This is a genomic window from Paenibacillus sp. JT22N12, assembly GCF_056269365.1.
Map to the genome: position 1 here is coordinate 88598 of NZ_JBWDNU010000003.1, position 16473 is coordinate 105070.

Sequence of the window (16473 nt, forward strand, 5' to 3'; positions counted from 1 at the left end):
CTCCCGGCAGCAAAATGGTTGCGTTCTCCTGTCCCGCTAATATTTTCTGCGGAGAATCAGCCAATAAACAAAACCAACAACGACCGTTAAAGACATTAACGTTGTCATACAAACCCGCAGCATCTCATAATCCAACGCTCTCCAGCCTGTATACAAAATGATGAGGGACAGACCGCCAAGCAGGAAAACAAATAAGAAGCTGAAAAGCTTATATCCTAAAAGTGCTGCACGCTCATCCTTTCCCTCTCTGGCAACTAAAATAAAAAGCCCTACAAATACAAAAAAAGCAATTCCAGCCAAACCGTTGGTCAGCGTTATTATCGTATTCATCATGAATCTCCTCCATTATCGTTTACATATTGAAACACTTCCGTTATTTCCGCCCCAAGCGCATTTGCAATTTCAAAAGCCAATGTCAAGGACGGGGTGTATTTTTTATTCTCAATCGATATGATGGTCTGCCTGCTTACCCCTGCCTTTTCAGCTAAATATTTTTGGGTCATTTTGCGTTCGGATCTTAAAACGGCAATCCGGTTGGTTAATTGCCGGCTTTGTTCCCCCATTTCTAGTCTCATCTCCTTTCTGCAAGTTAAGTTTGCTTTACTTATTGTAAAACAAACTTAACTTAATGTAAAGCTAACTTTACACCAAATTGTATTTCAAAAAACCACCTGTTTTCAGGTGGTTCGGGTTTTTCATCTTTTTCATTAACTGCCTGCATGCGGAGAAGGCTGTCATTCGCCACGACTCCGCTATTTCTCCTCGAATGGAAATTCATCCGTGAGCCCGATACGGGTTATATCTATCGTCTCCCAGCCCAGAGCATAGGCCGGAGAATCCGCAGACAATCGGAATTCCATTCCGTCTTCGCTTTCAAGCAGCAGAGGATCTGCCTCCAACGTATGGGCATCGAATTTGCCTCCCATCACCTTCCGCCATGCCTCCCAGGGCACCGGTGAACGGCCCATCTTGTCGTCGCCGTAGATTCCCGTAACTGTCGGCTCCTGCCCGCCCCTGAAAAAGATATTATAATCCGCCTCCAGCAGGCGGCTGTCGTCCCAATTTACAAAATGATACAGCTGCTCCCCGGAATCACAGGCGATGTTGCGCACTATGGCAATATCCCGGTTCGCTTCCCCCGCCATCTCCTGCGTGCCGAACGCCGCCCTGGCATCGTTGCGGACAAGCAGGTTATTCTCGATGCGGCTGCCGATGCCTTTGGCGAATATCACAAACCACAATACGCCGCTCCCCGCGCTGAAGAGATCATGTATGACATTATGAGCGATCAAATAATCATCCGAGGCGTCGTCCAGATAGATGCAAAATCCGAAGGAAAAATAAATCCCGCTGTGATGGAACCGATTCCCGATTATCCGGTTGCCTCTTCCGGCCCCCCATGACTCGAACATGCCGCCATCCTGGCTGTCCTTCATCACATCGGAAATATCGTTCCAGGCTATGAGATTATTGCGGGCATGGAGGAAATCCCAATGATTGTCCCACGTTACTTCCTCGTTGTAGTAACTGCCCTCCATCAATTGATAACGAAGCCCTTTGACCGATATGCCGTAGCGGGGCATGTCATGGATGCGGTTATGGACAATACAATTGTCTCCGCTCTGGTACAATTGGATGCCCGAGCCATGTCCGACCAGTTCTCCGCAGCTGCGTATCCAGTTGTTCCGGATGCTGTTAAGCTTGTTCGTGTACGACTCTCCGGCATTCTTGAACGGACCGCCGCCCGGCTCGGCTCCAATCAGATAAATGCCATTATGTCCGATATGCCCGATCAGATTCCCCTCGATGCGGTTGTTCCGGCAGCTTCCGTTCAGCATGACCCCGCTGAAGCCGGAATGCCGCAGACGGCAGCCGAGAACGGCGATATGCTCGGCATTTTCCATATAAACAAGCCCTTCCCTCGCTTCCGGATACTCGCAATTGTTATGGGGCATACGATACTCATCCGTAAAATCCGACCCTTCAATCGTCAAGCCTTCGAATATCAGGTTCCTTGCAGGGGCTTGACAGGAGCTTCCCTTAATCTCCAGGACCCGCTTCACCGATGGAACAACAACCCGCTGATCTTCGATCGGCAGCTTCCTGGGATAATAATATAGCTCCCCCGCCTGTTCATCGAAGTGGAATTCGCCCGGCTCGGTCAGCAGCTCAAGCGCACCCTGAAGCCGGTAGCGGGAGCCGCGGTCGATCCCCCAGGGCGCCGGCTCCTTCAGCGAAATAACGGCTTCATCCCAGTCAACTGCCGCCACGGACTTCGTCTCCGTGAACCAGTTCCATTCCCCTTCTCCCGGCCAAATATGCACCTGCGCGCTGCTGCAATCGATCCGTTCAGGCAGATCCTCCGGGTGAAACGAGAAATCGCCGCCGCCCTTGCCCCTGCCATTGCCCGCTGCAGCATAATAGCCAGCTTTGGGACTTCGGGCCTTATGCGATCGGACTCCGTTCTCGAACAAGGTATGAAAGGAATGTCCGGTTCCCAGATGGATGCGGTAGATTCCTTCCCTGTAGCGTGACCACCCTTCCGCTAAAATCCGGCCTCCGACCAGAACGGGATGCTCTTCGTTCACATTGCGGTAAGTAATGGTACATCCGTCGCTGCCGGAATCCCGCTCATCAAAATGAAGAGGGCTTGTAAGCTCGTAATCGCCTCCGCCGACCCACACGACGGCATTTCCCGTTATGCTGCCAGCCTCTGCTCTTGAACGAAGCTCGTCGCGGGCCCGTTCAATGCTGTGGAATGGCTTATCCTTCGTGCCGGCATTGCCGTCGTCTCCATGAAGTACGGATACATATAACTCGTTAGCTCCGTCAGTCATCGCTGCTCCACTCTCCCTTACGCGGACTGCATAACGGGATTCACCGCAGGCCGCCTGGCTGCCGGTCAGACCCCCTCATGCTCCACGTTATCATCAATCGTCCGAATATATGCATGCTGCTGCCATCATGACATGATTAAGCGGTTCCATCATAGAATACGATCTTCGAAAAGATGTACAATTCCCATGTACAATATTCGAATCCCTGCATATTTTCCGTCTTACCGCGATATTGTTGATCCTTCCGATGACAGCCGGCTGGAAAGCGGTTACAATATATTTCGAACGGTAAGGGGGGCTGATAGTTAATGAAGATATTTGAATTTTACCGATCCAAAAAATACCTGCAGCGGGTCATGTTCTCCATTATGATCTCGATGGTTATCGTACTGACGGCCCTGTCTGTAACCAATACTTATATCCTGGAGCGATCGGTGAAGAACATCCAGGAGGAGTCCAATCTGAAGGTGCTCTCGCAAATCCAATATAATTTATCGTATATGAATGAGATCATTACCCATCTGTCGAATTTTGTTTACCGCGACAATCTGCTGATCTCCCTTATGTTCAATGATGGCCTGCCCAAGATGGACATGATCCGCAGCTACCGGCAGATGACCAATATTCTGGAGAGCTCCTCCTTCCTGCATTCCATGGTCGTCTATAATCACTCGCAATCGGAGCTGTACGGCACAACAAGCACCTTCCTGCTGGATGGCGGAATCATGAAAGCCAAGATCCGCAATTGGCTGCTCGATACCAGCCATACGCTCCCGACCTCCCGGTTGATTCCCATGAGCCTGGAGACGGAGAACGGCCGGATCGATACCTTCGCCTTCATTGTGACCGATTCCCTGAAGCCCTTCGCAAGCTCCCAATCCGCGATTATCCTGTTCATCAAATCCGATTGGGTATTCGATAGTCTGAAGAAAATGAACATCGTGAGCAGCCGCGAGCAGGGCCAGATTTATATCAAGGCTCAGGATGGCCGCTTATATTCGTCGAATCATAATGAAACCTCCTCCCCCGAGGAGAACCAGACGCAAATCGGACAGCTGCTCAGCCGGGACATGGAAATCTCCAGGCAATCGTCCGGTTTCGTTATCGGAGATATCGGCGGGAGCAAGAGCATGGTTACCTATCTGGATGACAGCATCCGCGGCTGGACCATTCTCTATGTGCAGTCCTACGGCAAATTGATGGAGGAAGTCACGAGCACCCGGGTCAAATCGCTGGTCATAGCCGGAATTTTTCTCCTCCTGTCCATTGGCTTGTCAATCTGGCTGTCCTATAAGCTGTATCATCCTATCGAGAATATGCTCCAGCGGATTCATCTCCACACCACGGGCGGGCGGCAGTCCAAGCACCGCTCCCGGGATGAATTCCACTTGATGAGCGACCATTATTTGCGTCTTTCGGAGAAGCTTCAGGAGATCAGCTCCGAGCAGATTGTGAGCAAATATTATATCCGCAAATTTCTGACCGACTCCCAGATGTTCTCCCATAACGATATGCAGCATCTGATCGAAAAGCATGAGCTGAATATCTCGTTGAAGGATGAGCTCCTCGTCTGCGTGCTGAGAATCGACCGGTACGCCGCTTATGACCGGAATACGAAAGGGGAATCCAAGAAGCTTTACAGCTTCGCCATGGTCAACATTGCGCAGGAAATCATGTCCGGGGTTTATCCATGCGAAGCCGTAGAGGTACGGGGAGATCACGTAGTCCTGATCGTGTCCAGAAGCGAAAGTGATATTGAAGCCATCTTCGAGCGCGTCACACCGCTGCTCCGCGATATTCAGCAGACGGTCAAGCAGTACTATAATCTCTCCTTATCCTGCGGGATCAGTGAAGTTATCTCGCAGTTCCCATTTATCTCGGCGGCTTACAACCAGGCGCTGCAGCTGAGCTCATACAGCATTGTAAAGGGGAGCGGCTCCATCATCACATCCGGGGATATCCGCGAAAATCTTGCCGGAACGCAGAGGTCGCTGCCGGATACGATCGAGAAGAAGCTGTCCGAAGCCTTGAAGAAAGGACAGATGACCGCGGTCGGCAACGAGCTGGAGAAGGCCTTCTCTCTGATTGCCGCCTTCCCGTATGACGATATGCTCCGGGCGGTGTCGAATCTGGGCTGGATTATCAAGAACGCGACTACGGATATTATGAATAATCGCGTTGCCGCGATTAATGTGGATATGGACTATATTCAACTAATTCCCCAGGAGAGTGAAACACTGGAGGAAATGTACATCTCCCTCCTGTCCATATGCGCCAAAATATGCGAGGGCCAAAAGCCCTCCAATATGGAACGAAATGAGATGGTGCTTGAGACCATCAAGGAATTAATCGAGCAGAAATACGCCGATATCAATTTGAGCCAGCAGTCCATCGCCTCCACGGTCAAGCTGACCTCGGCCTATATCGGCAAGCTGTTCAAGGACAGCTTCAAAATATCCATCACTGAATACATGAATGAGGTGCGGCTGCGGCATGCACAGATACTGCTGCAGAACGACAGCTTTACGATCGCGGAAGTGATGGAGAAATGCGGCTACGCCAACCAGAGCTACTTCTTCCGTTTGTTCAAAGGGAAGTTCGGCAGTACCCCCAAAGAATACCGGATGAAAAAATCGATTTCCTGATTCACTATCCTAAATCCAACGCCCTCTCGTCCTGCCTACCAGCAGGCAGAGGGCTTTATTTATTCAGGGGGACTGCCGGTCGCGGAGCACCCGCAGTTTGGCCAAAGCTTGATTTTCAAGGAAAATCCATGAATTCGAATATTGTACACTCCCGCCGTATAGCTTTTCGAAGATCTTATTATATATCCGCCATACCCGGCCATGCCATGATGGGAGCATGAACAGCATGAGCGACAGCTTAAACGACAGATGGAGGAGATTTACGATGGAGAAGACGCCGCCCGCCAGATGGCGATGGTTCACGAACGAGTGGAAGCATCTGAAGAAGAACCGGGAGCTGCTGCTGCTGGCGCTGCCTGGCATTTTGTTCAAATTCGTCATTGCTTACATTCCCATGATCGGACTGATTCTGGCCTTCAAATTTTACAGGTATGACCAGGGGATATTCGGCAGCAAATGGGTGGGGCTCAAAAATTTCGAATTTCTCTTCAAAGCCCAGGATGCCTGGAGGATTATCCGCAATACTCTGCTCTACAACATTTCATATATCATTCTGGGAACGGTGGTCGCCCTGCTTTTCGCCCTGCTGCTTAATGAATTGTCGGGGCGGATGATCAAGATTTACCAGACGACGATGTTCCTTCCCTTCTTCATCTCCATGGTGCTGGTGGGCTATATCGCCAACGCCTTCCTGGATTCGAAGAATGGCTACCTCAATACGGTACTCGAATCCCTGGGACTGTCCACGCATAACTGGTACATGGAAACCACGCCGTGGATCTTCATCCTGCCGCTGGTCGCCGTCTGGAAGGGCGTCGGCTTCTCGACACTGGTGTATTATGCGGGCATTACCGGCATCAACACCGACTATTACGAGGCTGCCCGGCTGGATGGCGCATCCCGCGTTCAGATGATGCTGCGCATTACGCTGCCGCTGCTGAAGCCGCTCATTATTATTTTGTTTATTTTGGGGCTGGGCAATATTTTCCGGGGCGACTTCGGATTGCATTATTTCGTGCCCAATAACGCCGGACCCAATTTTCCGACCACGGATGTCATTGACACCTATGTCTACCGGGCGCTCACCAAGCTGGGGGATATCAACTCCGGGGCGGCCGTCGGCTTCCTGCAATCGGTGGTGGGACTTATTACGGTCGTAACCGCCAATTATTTTGTCCGCCGCATCGATAAAGACAATGCGTTGTTTTAGAAGGAGCATCGACCGATATGACAAATTCAAAAACCATTAACCTGCCCAACGTCGTCATCAACAGCTTTTTCATCGTGGTCTGCTTCCTCATTGCGGTGCCGTTCGCTCTGGTCGTGGCCGTATCGATCACCTCCGAGCAAAGCCTTATCCAGCATGGCTATCAATTTATTCCCAGGCAGCTCAGCCTGGAAGCCTTCCGGATTTCCTTCGAGCAGCCGGAGGTTCTGATCAAGGGCTACGGCGTGACCATTCTCGTAACCGTTGTGGGTACGGTATTATCGCTCCTGATGACCGCCATGACCGCCTATCCCATGTCACGCCGCGATTTCCGCTACAACCGTCCGATGACCTTCTACATCTTCTTCACCATGCTATTCAGCGGCGGACTCATTCCGTACTACATCCTGATTACCCAGTATCTCCATCTCAAGAATACACTGGGTTCCCTGATTATTCCCCTGCTGCTGAATCCCTTCAACATTCTCATTATGAAGGGCTTCCTGGATAAGATCTCCAAGGAGATCATCGAATCGGCCAAGGTGGACGGCGCCGGCGAATACCGGATTTTCTTCCGGATCATCCTTCCGCTGTCGACGCCGGCGCTTGCCACCCTGGGCCTATTCATTGCTTTTGCTTATTGGAATGACTGGTATTACGCCCTGCTGTTCATCGACAACGATACGTATATCCCGCTGCAGCTGCTGCTCGTCCGCATCCTGTCGCAGATCGAGTTTCTGGCAAATTCCCCGCTCGCGGAGGCGGCCAGCAAGCTGCAGTATGCCAACTTCCCGACCTTGTCCGTGAGGATGGCGATGGCGATTCTCGCAGGCGGGCCGATGCTGGTAATCTTCCCGTTCTTCCAGAAGTATTTTGTGAAAGGAATTGCGGTCGGTTCGCTTAAGGGTTAGGACACAGAATGCCGAATGTGGCTCGTACAGCCGTCAGCAGCGCCACACCGCACGCCGGGAGCTGCAAGCTGCGCGAGATAAGGACAATACCGCTGTGGGCCCGGTGAATCCGGTACTTGAAGGGGGTGATCGGGGCAAGCAATGGCAGGTTATATTTCTGTAGCAGCAAGCGGTTGCTTTCTGCTATGCTCCAAGGAGAAACGCTCCCCCCGGAGCTATAGAGAAAGCGGGAAAAAGCAATCTTTCCTATAGGCGAACGATAACAAATGGAGGGTTAATACATGAAAAATAAAAAAAGATCAATGACTGCGCAGCTCGTCGCATTGCTTCTATGCTTCACCGTTCTGGCCGCATGCGGAAATAACAACAATTCCGGCGGGACAAATGGTGCCAATACGCCGGATACGCCAAAGAACAGCGCCAATACTCCCAATAACGCAGGCACGACAGCGGAGAAGGATGAAGAACCCGCGGCCCCTGCGCTTGATGAAGCCAAGCTGACCTTCTACTATCCGGTATCCAGCGCCCCGGGCAAGGACCAGAAGCTGGTCAACGATGAAATCAACAAATATCTCAAAGAGAAAATCAACGCGACCGTCGAGTTGAAACCGCTCACTTTTGACGAATACGAGCCCAAACTCAACGCCATCATGGCAGCGGGCGAAGAATTCGATATTGCCTGGAGCGCAAGAGGCTGGCTCTTGAATTACCAGCCGAATATTGATAAAGGCGCCTTCCTGGAGCTGACCGATGACATGATCTCCAGCTATGCACCGGAAGCCCGCGCCAATATCCCGGATAAATTCTGGCCGGATCTGAAGGCGAATGACGGCAAGGTATATGGATTCCCCGTCTACCAAATTGCCGCCAAGCAAAAAAGTCTCGTAATCCAGAAGCGTTACGCCGATAAATACCTGGACCTTGATGTAAACACCATTCATTCCTACAAGGATTTTGAGCCCTTCTTCAAAGCCGTGAAGGAAAATGAGCCGGATGTCATCCCGATGGGCATGGCTCAAAACTCATGGGGCTTTTACGTGGATCCCAATGTTATATTCAGCGATGGCTTGGGAGTCATGTATGCGAAAGACGACGCGACCTATAAAGCGATTCCGACGCTGCAATCCATTGAGGACAAGAAAGATTTCTATGCGACCATGCATGATTGGTACCAGGCCGGCTACATCAACGAGGATGCTCCGATTCTCGGGAATATCAATGATCTGAAGAAAAAAGGCAATGTTGCGGCTGTTCTCGATTTCGTGACGAAGCCCGGCGGGGAAGTCGATGAGATGAACAATAACGGCGGCAATGAGGTCGTCCGCGTCCCGCTCTCCGAATCCTACTTTACCGGAGTGGCCAGCGCCATGCATATTGTCAGCAAAACCTCCAAAAATCCGGAACGCGCCTTGATGCTGATCAATTTGCTTAATACCGATAAATATCTCTATAATCTGATCTGCAACGGTATCGAAGGCACGCACTATACCAAGAAGGACGATGCTTACATCGAGCCGATTAAGGATTCCGGCTATGCGCCCAATGTCGATTGGGTGTTCGGCAATCAATTCAACGCTTACCTGAAAGCGCCTCAGGCTGCGGATGTGTGGGAGAAAACAATCGCTCTGAACGAAAGCGCGCTGGTGCCTGCCTCCTACGGATTCTCCCGCAATGATGATGCCATCAAATCCGAGGTTGCCAATACGCTCGCGGTCAATAACGAATACCAGGTCGCCATCGAAACCGGAGCGGTCGACCCGGCCCAGGAAGTGCCGGAGTATATCAATAAGCTGAAAGCATCGGGCCAGGAAAAAATCGATCTGGAAACCGATAAACAGTGGGAAGCGTTTCTTACGGATAAAGGTCTTAAATAAGATTAATCATTCACATGCTAAATTGTCCGGTGGAAAAATGGGCTGCGCATGCGGAAACGTCTTTTGATAGCCGCAAGTGACAAACGCGTCTTTTGATCAGGCGCATTGGCAGCCTGAAATGACTTCTGCTTACACTTTTCATGAATAGACAATTGAATTCTGGATAAACATAACAAAGCCACCCGGGTGTTAACCGGTTGGCTTTGTTGTGATTAATAAGACTGGAAATTTCATGCAGATTACGCTCCGTAACCGCCATCGATGTTCAATACCGTACCCGTAACGTAAGAAGCTTCCGGGCTAGCCAGGAAGACAATGCCGGCCGCGATTTCTTCCGGCCGAGCGAAACGGCCAAGAGCTGTAGTCGCATTGAAGTGGGAAGCAAACGGGCCGTCGGCAGGATTCATCTCCGTATCGACAAAACCGGCCTGCAGAACATTTATTGTAATGCCTTTCGCTGCCAAGTCGCGGGCAGCGCCTCGGCTGTAACCAGCGATTGCGGATTTTGTGGCCGTGTAGTCGGCAAGACCGGAGAAACCTGTACGTGTACCGACGCCTGAACCCATGCTTATGATACGGCCGCCTTCACCCATCACTTTAATCGCGGCGCGGATTGCGGCAACTGGACTGTTGAAGTTAATGTTCAATTGACGATCGAAGTCCGCCACATTATTCTCCGGATTATCGATCGGAGCGAATACGGTAACCCCAGCGTTGTTGACAAGGATATCGAGTCTGCCAAACCTTTCGACAACTGCCTTCACAAGCTCTTCAGCAGAAGATGGATCAGCTTGATCCGCTTTAAACGCGGCCGCCCGAACCCCTTTCGCTTGCAGTTCACGTACAACAGCTTCAGCTTGTTCAGCTGATTTACCGTAGCTGATTGCCACATCTGCGCCTTGATCAGCCAGCGCTCGAGCTGCTGCTGCTCCAATCCCGCGAGTACCCCCTGTAACGATAGCAACTTTACCCGTAAGTTTGTTTGACATCCTTAACCACTCCCTCAATCTAATTTTGTAGTGCTCGCTAAATATATAGCATGAGGTTTGGTTTTGTCAAACTGGAAATATATCCACTCACAAGTGGGAGGATTTAAAAGCTAGGTTGAGCATAACGGGTACGAATTATACATTCTTGACTCCTGTGGCCTAACCATTCAATATAGAGAATGAACTCTTGGAATGACTTTTGGTACTATATCGATAAGAAAAAGAAACGGAGGGGAACATCTATGGCAAGAGGACGTCCCCGTTCCTTCGATACCGAAACTGCTCTGGATTGTGCACTTCATTTGTTTTGGCAAAAAGGGTATGAAGGAACGTCTGTAGCAGATTTGACAGAAGCTATGGGGATTAACACCCCAAGCTTATATGCTGCTTTTGGCAACAAAGAGGAATTGTTTCTTAAAATTCTTGACCGGTATGCCGAAGGCCCGGCAGCTTATATGCGTGAAGCTTTCGAACAGCCGACAGCACGCCAGGTTGTGGAAAGTCTACTGTATGGAGCCGCGAAAGCAACTACGAACCCCGCTACGCCTCTGGGCTGCTTAACCGTACAGGGTGCGCTTTCCTCTGGAGAGACTGGCGACGCGATCCGGCAGGAGTTAAACGCTCGCCGTGCGGGCGGCGAAAATGCGCTTCGCGAGCGCTTTGAACAAGCGAAAAAGAATGGTGAAATTCCTGCCGATGTCGACGCTGAGGAACTGGCCAGCTTCTACGCAACAGTATTCCAGGGAATGGCCGTTCAGGCCGGTGCTGGGGCAAGCCATGAAAAATTGCAGAGAATTACAGCAAATGCTCTGCGTCTTTGGCCATCCTAAACGGGACGAATGCAAAGCATTTTGAGACGATTACATTGAACCTCAATTTCAATAAATAAGGTCAGCCAATAACCATGGCTGGCCTTATTTGCTTTCTTGGCGGATGTATCTTGACTTATTGCGGCTAATGTCCCTCATTTGCGATTTATGATGAACGCAGTGGCGGGCTGAAACGAGCTTGGAAATATCTTGCTTGGATGAATGTTTGACATTTCATTCTGCGTCCTATATATTTAGTGAACGTTACAGAATTAATCACTTGCATAAAGGGAGGCATCAATTTTAAATGTCAACAACATCTGCTTCGCAAAGTATTCCTTTGTCTACGGTAATGCGCGAACGACGTGCCGTCCGAACTTTTGACCCGACAATCAGAATTTCAAGGGATGAGATCAAGGAAATATTGGGAGAAGCCATTCAAGCTCCATCCGGTACTAACTTGCAATCCTGGAGATTTCTGGTCATCGACTCACAACCGTTGAAAGAGAAGCTGCTTCCGATTGCCTTAAATCAGAAGCAGGTTGTCGAAGCTGCCGCTGTCATTGCCGTACTGGGTGATCTGGAGAACTTTAAATACACGGATACGATTTATGATCGTACGGTTCAAGCCGGATATATGACGGAGAGCGCAAAAGAAAGGAAGGTCAGAAATACATTAAACATGTATGAGGGGTTTTCTTACGAACTCAAAAGCAAATATGCCTATATTGACGGAGGCCTCGTATCCATGCAATTGATGCTTGCTGCCAAAGCAAGGGGCTACGATACTGTGCCAATGGCCGGTTATGATCTGGATAAATTCAAAGAAGCTTTCGGAATTGGCGAGCGTTACGTTTCTGTCTTGCTGATTGCGATCGGGAAAGCTGCGAAAGAAGGAATTCCATCGATTCGATTGACAGTAGATGAAGTCACAAGCTGGAATGAAATGTCTTTCCCCTCCTAAAAAGGGGTCTAAAGAATGAGGCAATCGATAGGATCCCGATATGGAGATAGAGATAGAGCACCTTCAGAACCGCTATTGATGTGGGGAACCGAAGGTGCTTAACGCTAGCTGCCTATTACCCTGAGCTTGCCATTACTCTCTTCAACCTCGATGAAAACCGGCCTCTCAAGAGGCGTTTTGTTCGGGGTATGGATCGTCAGCATCAGCTTGCCTTCGAAGGTGCGGAAAAGCATGCCGTGTCCGCCGTCATTGCTGTAGAGAGGCTCCGGTTCGTTCATCCATGGTCCAGTCACCTTGCCGGAAGCCGAAACGGCGATCCCGAGCGCGTAGCTGCGATGGATAAAGCTGGCCCACAGCATAAAGAGCCTGCCGTCTTCGCCTTTGAACAGGTACGGGCCATCCGTCACATAATTGTCGCCCACCAGCACCTTGTCGGACGCAAGCGGTGTCGTCCAGGGAGCTTCTGAAGCGCTGAACAGCAGGACAGGATCACCCTGCGCCTGCTTCAAATCATCGCTAAGCCGGACCGCGCATACCTGTCCGTCGGTGATCTGCTGCCATTCATGGCAGAAGACCATCCATGGCTGCCCCTCTTTATCGATGTGCAGGGAACCATCGAGCGAGCTCCAATCGCTTGGCGTTACCGGTCCGTCGCTATGCGGATGGAAGGGTCCCATCATGCTGTCGGCGGCAAGAACCGCCGTTCCGAGCAGTTGATTATCCCTGCGCCGGAAGGTGGCGAACATATAATAACGGCCCTGATAGCTGTATACCTCAGGCGCCCAGAAATTATTGTCCGCGAAGAAATCGCCCGGCGGGCGGAAGACCGGAAACGGCCCCTCCCACATCTCCAGATCCCGGCTCACATAAACGTCAAAGCCTGTACCCTTGCCCCAAATATTCTTGTCGGTGCTGCCATACATATAATAAGTCCCTGCCGATTCAACCGGCACAATGAACGGGTCCCGGATTTGAATATCCTCCGTCTTTAGCACGCTCTCCACTCCCTTGTTCTGTTTTCTTATCTGTAGGTTGGCATAACGACGCCGATATCCGACACGCTTGCAAATCCGCCGTCCGTGAAATCAAGCCGCTCGTTGCCTTTTACCGCAATCGAATAATCCCGCTCCTTATAGGTGAGCGTCCCTTCAACCGTTCTGACACTCATTCCGATGATGGCCTTCAGCCTGCCCTCACGGTCCGTCACGAGCCTGATCCCGAATGGAAAACGGATATACGCTTCACCGCTGCGGTAAGCCGTGCAGCCGCTGCGGGCATTGAGCAGTTCAAATTCCGTCCCGTCGATTGTCCGCGAATAGGCCGTTTCGTTCGCAACTTCAGCGCCGTGGTCAAGCGGATAAGGCACCAGTCCGGTGAACCAAATGTCTCCGTCCGGATTTGGCAGGATGCCGCAAAGCCGCTCCACATAATCCAGCATGCACAGAATGGCCGGGGAATAGGTCTGGGTGAAGCCTTCTTCTCCGGTCCACGGGCTGAGCGCCTGGGAGAAGCGCTTCATATTGGACATGGCCGCCAGAATCGGGTAAAGCACCCAGGTCAGCTCCACATAACGCTGATGATGCTCGAAGGCATGCGCCGTGCGGATCAGGCTGAGAAAATTGGACGGGCCGCCCCAGCTGTTATAGCTGGAGAACGGATCAAATCTCGGATCGTCCATCGCAATCGAAGTGAACGGGTATTTGGCGAAGAATTTGCTTGAATTGAGCAGGTATCGCCGCAATGCGGTATCGAACAGATCCCTGTCTCCTACCTCGCAGGCCAGAACCCGCAGCAGAACATCCGACTGCACACGGACAAATTGATCATTATTGTCCAGATCATAGAAGAATGCATCCGTCTCGTCATAGCAATACTTGAACAAGCTCGCTTTGCTTTGCTCTGCTTGGCTGATCCAATCCGCAGCGGATGATTCTCCCAGCTCCTGTGCAATCCGCGCCAGATACATGCGCTGGCAGTAGACATTGGCCGTCAGATCCGGCGCCAACAGAGGCAGCGTCGGCGAATATGGATTATACTGCCTCGGATCGTCCAGATGCGGCGTATCGGGAATATGCCAGAAGCGCGGGGACAGATCATGCCCGGTGTCAAAGGTCGAGAAAGCTTCCACGCAGCCGGTTCCCCGGGTATTCCGGTAAACGGCGAGCCACTTGTCATAGCGCTGCATGGCGCCGAACATTTTGCCCAGAAACTGCTTATTGCGTCCATGAAGCAGGTAATGATTCCAGACGCTTCTGGCCAGCGGCGTCACCAGCTGAATCTGTCTGTAGGCCGGGCCTTGGCCCGTAATCTTATAAGGCATCAAGCCGTCCTCCAGCTGATAATCGGCGAACAGCTGATAGGTCGATTCCGATACGGATGGGATAAACCGCGACAACAGCTCCGCATTGATGGTTCCCGTGCTCTCCAGCCAGCAGCCCAAATATATGCCGCCCTCTTGCAAAACGGGATCAGCCCCGCCGGTTGGCACAATACAGTCCATAAGCTTGCGCAGAGCGGAGTAATAGACATCCTCGAAGCCTTGCGACGATGCGGCGAATTTCACGCCGCTGCGGGTCCATTCCTCCATTACCGGTTGATCCGATGCCTTGCCAAGCTCCCCTGCCCGCTCCTCAGGACTGGTTGTGCGAAGCCGTTCCAGCAGCAACTCATTGTCCACGATCCAACGCCTCATTTCTTTCATTGATTTGTCCGGCTTTTTCACCGGTCTCCATAAAAAGAAAAGGCTGCAGCGCAGCAGCCCTTATCTTCTTATTATTCCGTGTTGCTGTTGAAAATTTTAACGACGCCGGTATAGAAGTCATTCACGGCTTCCTCGACCTTTTTCCGGCCGAAGCCGATCTCCAGCATAGTGGAATCCGCAAGCTTGGAATATTCCGTGAAGCCAGGAGGGTTATAGCTGACCTTAACCTGCTCCTCTGCAGCCGTTACGGAAACCTTGCTCGTATAGTCATACACGATTTGATCGATCGGCGTAGCGTCCTTCGAGAGCAGATCGCGCATTTTCGACGTAACCGGCACGCCGCGGTCATTGCCCAGAATGGCGGCCGCATCAGGATCATTGATCCAGAAATCCATCAGCTTCGCCACTTCCTCAGGGTGCTTGGTTTTGGCATAGCCGGACATCCCCTGGCTGGATTCGAATACGATCGCTCTGCCCTTGTCGCCTTTTGGAACCTGCAGCAGCGTCAGCGGATCCTGGATCAAATTCTGATGAGCCGCAAATTGGTTCGAGGGAATCAGCCCCATGGCAACCTTGCCGGTGACGATCAAGGATTTACTGGTGTCGCCCGGAGGATTGGATACATGAAGCTCCGCCGGCACAACGCCGCCTGTCTGATGAGCCTTGTTCCAGAAAGAGAACCAGCCTTCGGCATCCTTCTCCTCAAAACCGAGCGTGCCGGCTTCCATATCGTACAGCTGCTTGCCTTTTTGCTTCAAAGCGATGTCCATGCCGTCAACGGTGAAATCATACGTGCCGTAATATCCCTTGCCCAGCTTATCCGACAGCTCTTTGCTGATTGCGATATATTGATCCCAGGTCCAATCATCCGTTGGAACCGGCATCCCGGCTTTCTTGAACATTTCGGTATTGACGACCACACCGCGGGCATTCGCCCCTGCCGAGATATGGATAAGCTTGCCGTTAATCGTGCCGTACTCCACCATCGCTTTATCCATGTCGTCCAGGTTCAGCTGCTTGCCGACATAGGGCTGAAGATCGAGCAGCACATTCTTGTTGGCATAATCCACGACATTGCCGCCGAGGAAGAATACGTCCGGTGCCGTTCCCGATGCGAGCTGGGTATTGAGCTTGTCGAAGTAACCGGAGGATGGGGAGAATTCGCCGACAACCTTAATGCCGGGATTCTTCTCTTCAAACTTGCGGAGCGCCTCATTGGTACGGTCGGCACGCTTCTGGTCGCCCCACCACATGATGCGCAGCTCGACCTGCTTGCCTGCAGCAGCTCCGTTGTCTGCCGCATTGTCCTCACCTGTATTCGCGGCATTTCCGGTATTTCCGGTGTTACCCGCATTCCCCGTGTTGGGACCGCCACCCGTACCGCCGGAGCAGGCCGTCAGCACGACCACCAGCAGCGCAAGCATCAGTACCGATAATTGCTTCTTCATTTTGTTTATCCCCCTTCATTTTATTTAACGCTTACATTTTCATCGTAATGCAAGTTCCGGAATGAATACATGCTATTTCGTTGGCTCT

General features: G+C 51.4%; 14 protein-coding genes. 6 read left to right on the top strand and 8 right to left on the bottom strand.

Features of this window, described 5'->3' with window-relative positions:
- Positions 1 to 36: 36 nt before the first annotated feature.
- The 3 genes from AC0YOA_RS11825 to AC0YOA_RS11835 form a co-directional block, all read right to left on the bottom strand.
- The gene (locus AC0YOA_RS11825) at positions 37 to 333 is read right to left on the bottom strand and encodes a hypothetical protein (protein WP_475786726.1); all 297 of its coding nucleotides are present in this window, start codon (positions 331 to 333) and stop codon (positions 37 to 39) included.
- Positions 330 to 563, bottom strand: a complete 234-nt coding sequence (locus tag AC0YOA_RS11830; RefSeq protein WP_475786727.1) for a helix-turn-helix transcriptional regulator — start codon at positions 561 to 563, stop codon at positions 330 to 332. Before AC0YOA_RS11830 ends, AC0YOA_RS11825 begins: the two co-directional genes overlap by 4 nt.
- A gap of 189 nt (positions 564 to 752) precedes the next feature.
- Entirely contained in the window at positions 753 to 2837 is a 2085-nt protein-coding gene (locus AC0YOA_RS11835; RefSeq protein WP_475786728.1) for a right-handed parallel beta-helix repeat-containing protein, read from the bottom strand.
- A gap of 308 nt (positions 2838 to 3145) precedes the next feature.
- On the opposite strand from AC0YOA_RS11835, the gene AC0YOA_RS11840 reads away from it, so the two are divergent.
- The 3 genes from AC0YOA_RS11840 to AC0YOA_RS11850 all read left to right on the top strand — a co-directional run bounded on the left by AC0YOA_RS11840 (position 3146) and on the right by AC0YOA_RS11850 (position 7600).
- Positions 3146 to 5482: a helix-turn-helix domain-containing protein gene (locus AC0YOA_RS11840; RefSeq protein WP_475786729.1), complete on the top strand. Its 2337-nt coding sequence runs from the start codon at positions 3146 to 3148 to the stop codon at positions 5480 to 5482.
- A 226-nt stretch (positions 5483 to 5708) separates the two neighbouring features.
- A complete protein-coding gene (locus tag AC0YOA_RS11845) occupies positions 5709 to 6692 on the top strand; it encodes an ABC transporter permease subunit (RefSeq protein WP_475786730.1) in 984 nt (327 codons plus the stop codon).
- 17 nt (positions 6693 to 6709) lie between these two features.
- On the top strand, positions 6710 to 7600 hold the full coding sequence (locus AC0YOA_RS11850; RefSeq protein ID WP_210045788.1) for a carbohydrate ABC transporter permease: 891 nt from the start codon (positions 6710 to 6712) through the stop codon (positions 7598 to 7600).
- Here the strand turns inward: AC0YOA_RS11850 and AC0YOA_RS11855 are convergent.
- Positions 7590 to 7769 carry a hypothetical protein gene (locus tag AC0YOA_RS11855; protein ID WP_475786731.1) on the bottom strand — a complete coding sequence of 60 codons (180 nt, stop codon included), beginning with the start codon at positions 7767 to 7769 and terminating at the stop codon, positions 7590 to 7592. The two genes, AC0YOA_RS11850 and AC0YOA_RS11855, sit on opposite strands and share 11 nt — an antisense overlap.
- Positions 7770 to 7881: 112 nt before the next feature.
- On the opposite strand from AC0YOA_RS11855, the gene AC0YOA_RS11860 reads away from it, so the two are divergent.
- Positions 7882 to 9474 (top strand): ABC transporter substrate-binding protein, encoded by a 1593-nt coding sequence (locus AC0YOA_RS11860; protein ID WP_475786732.1) that lies wholly within the window; start codon positions 7882 to 7884, stop codon positions 9472 to 9474.
- 239 nt (positions 9475 to 9713) lie between these two features.
- Here the strand turns inward: AC0YOA_RS11860 and AC0YOA_RS11865 are convergent, their stop codons facing one another.
- Positions 9714 to 10463, bottom strand: a complete 750-nt coding sequence (locus tag AC0YOA_RS11865; protein ID WP_475786733.1) for an SDR family NAD(P)-dependent oxidoreductase — start codon at positions 10461 to 10463, stop codon at positions 9714 to 9716.
- 242 nt (positions 10464 to 10705) lie between these two features.
- Here AC0YOA_RS11865 and AC0YOA_RS11870 point away from each other — a divergent pair, with 242 nt between their 5' ends.
- Both AC0YOA_RS11870 and AC0YOA_RS11875 read left to right on the top strand, forming a co-directional pair.
- Positions 10706 to 11293, top strand: a complete 588-nt coding sequence (locus AC0YOA_RS11870; protein ID WP_475786734.1) for a TetR/AcrR family transcriptional regulator — start codon at positions 10706 to 10708, stop codon at positions 11291 to 11293.
- A 286-nt stretch (positions 11294 to 11579) separates the two neighbouring features.
- Positions 11580 to 12236, top strand: coding sequence for a nitroreductase family protein (locus AC0YOA_RS11875; protein ID WP_475786735.1), 657 nt, complete (start codon positions 11580 to 11582; stop codon positions 12234 to 12236).
- A 104-nt stretch (positions 12237 to 12340) separates the two neighbouring features.
- On the opposite strand, the gene AC0YOA_RS11880 is transcribed toward AC0YOA_RS11875, so the two are convergent.
- The 3 genes from AC0YOA_RS11880 to AC0YOA_RS11890 form a co-directional block, all read right to left on the bottom strand.
- Positions 12341 to 13231 carry a glycoside hydrolase family 43 protein gene (locus AC0YOA_RS11880; RefSeq protein WP_475786736.1) on the bottom strand — a complete coding sequence of 297 codons (891 nt, stop codon included), beginning with the start codon at positions 13229 to 13231 and terminating at the stop codon, positions 12341 to 12343.
- Positions 13232 to 13257: 26 nt separating this feature from the next.
- Complete coding sequence (locus AC0YOA_RS11885) at positions 13258 to 14913, bottom strand: MGH1-like glycoside hydrolase domain-containing protein (protein ID WP_475786737.1); 1656 nt, start codon at positions 14911 to 14913, stop codon at positions 13258 to 13260.
- Between the two features lie 95 nt (positions 14914 to 15008).
- The gene (locus AC0YOA_RS11890) at positions 15009 to 16385 is read right to left on the bottom strand and encodes an extracellular solute-binding protein (RefSeq protein WP_475772343.1); all 1377 of its coding nucleotides are present in this window, start codon (positions 16383 to 16385) and stop codon (positions 15009 to 15011) included.
- Positions 16386 to 16473: the final 88 nt, after the last annotated feature.

Excerpts from the sequence above, each read along its gene's own strand:
- AC0YOA_RS11825 (WP_475786726.1), bottom strand. The coding sequence starts at position 333 with ATGATGAATACGATAATAACGCTGACCAACGGTTTGGCTGGAATTGCT.
- AC0YOA_RS11830 (WP_475786727.1), bottom strand. The coding sequence starts at position 563 with ATGGGGGAACAAAGCCGGCAATTAACCAACCGGATTGCCGTTTTAAGA.
- AC0YOA_RS11835 (WP_475786728.1), bottom strand. The coding sequence starts at position 2,837 with ATGACTGACGGAGCTAACGAGTTATATGTATCCGTACTTCATGGAGAC.
- AC0YOA_RS11840 (WP_475786729.1), top strand. The coding sequence starts at position 3,146 with ATGAAGATATTTGAATTTTACCGATCCAAAAAATACCTGCAGCGGGTC.
- AC0YOA_RS11845 (WP_475786730.1), top strand. The coding sequence starts at position 5,709 with ATGAGCGACAGCTTAAACGACAGATGGAGGAGATTTACGATGGAGAAG.
- AC0YOA_RS11850 (WP_210045788.1), top strand. The coding sequence starts at position 6,710 with ATGACAAATTCAAAAACCATTAACCTGCCCAACGTCGTCATCAACAGC.
- AC0YOA_RS11860 (WP_475786732.1), top strand. The coding sequence starts at position 7,882 with ATGAAAAATAAAAAAAGATCAATGACTGCGCAGCTCGTCGCATTGCTT.
- AC0YOA_RS11865 (WP_475786733.1), bottom strand. The coding sequence starts at position 10,463 with ATGTCAAACAAACTTACGGGTAAAGTTGCTATCGTTACAGGGGGTACT.
- AC0YOA_RS11870 (WP_475786734.1), top strand. The coding sequence starts at position 10,706 with ATGGCAAGAGGACGTCCCCGTTCCTTCGATACCGAAACTGCTCTGGAT.
- AC0YOA_RS11875 (WP_475786735.1), top strand. The coding sequence starts at position 11,580 with ATGTCAACAACATCTGCTTCGCAAAGTATTCCTTTGTCTACGGTAATG.
- AC0YOA_RS11890 (WP_475772343.1), bottom strand. The coding sequence starts at position 16,385 with ATGAAGAAGCAATTATCGGTACTGATGCTTGCGCTGCTGGTGGTCGTG.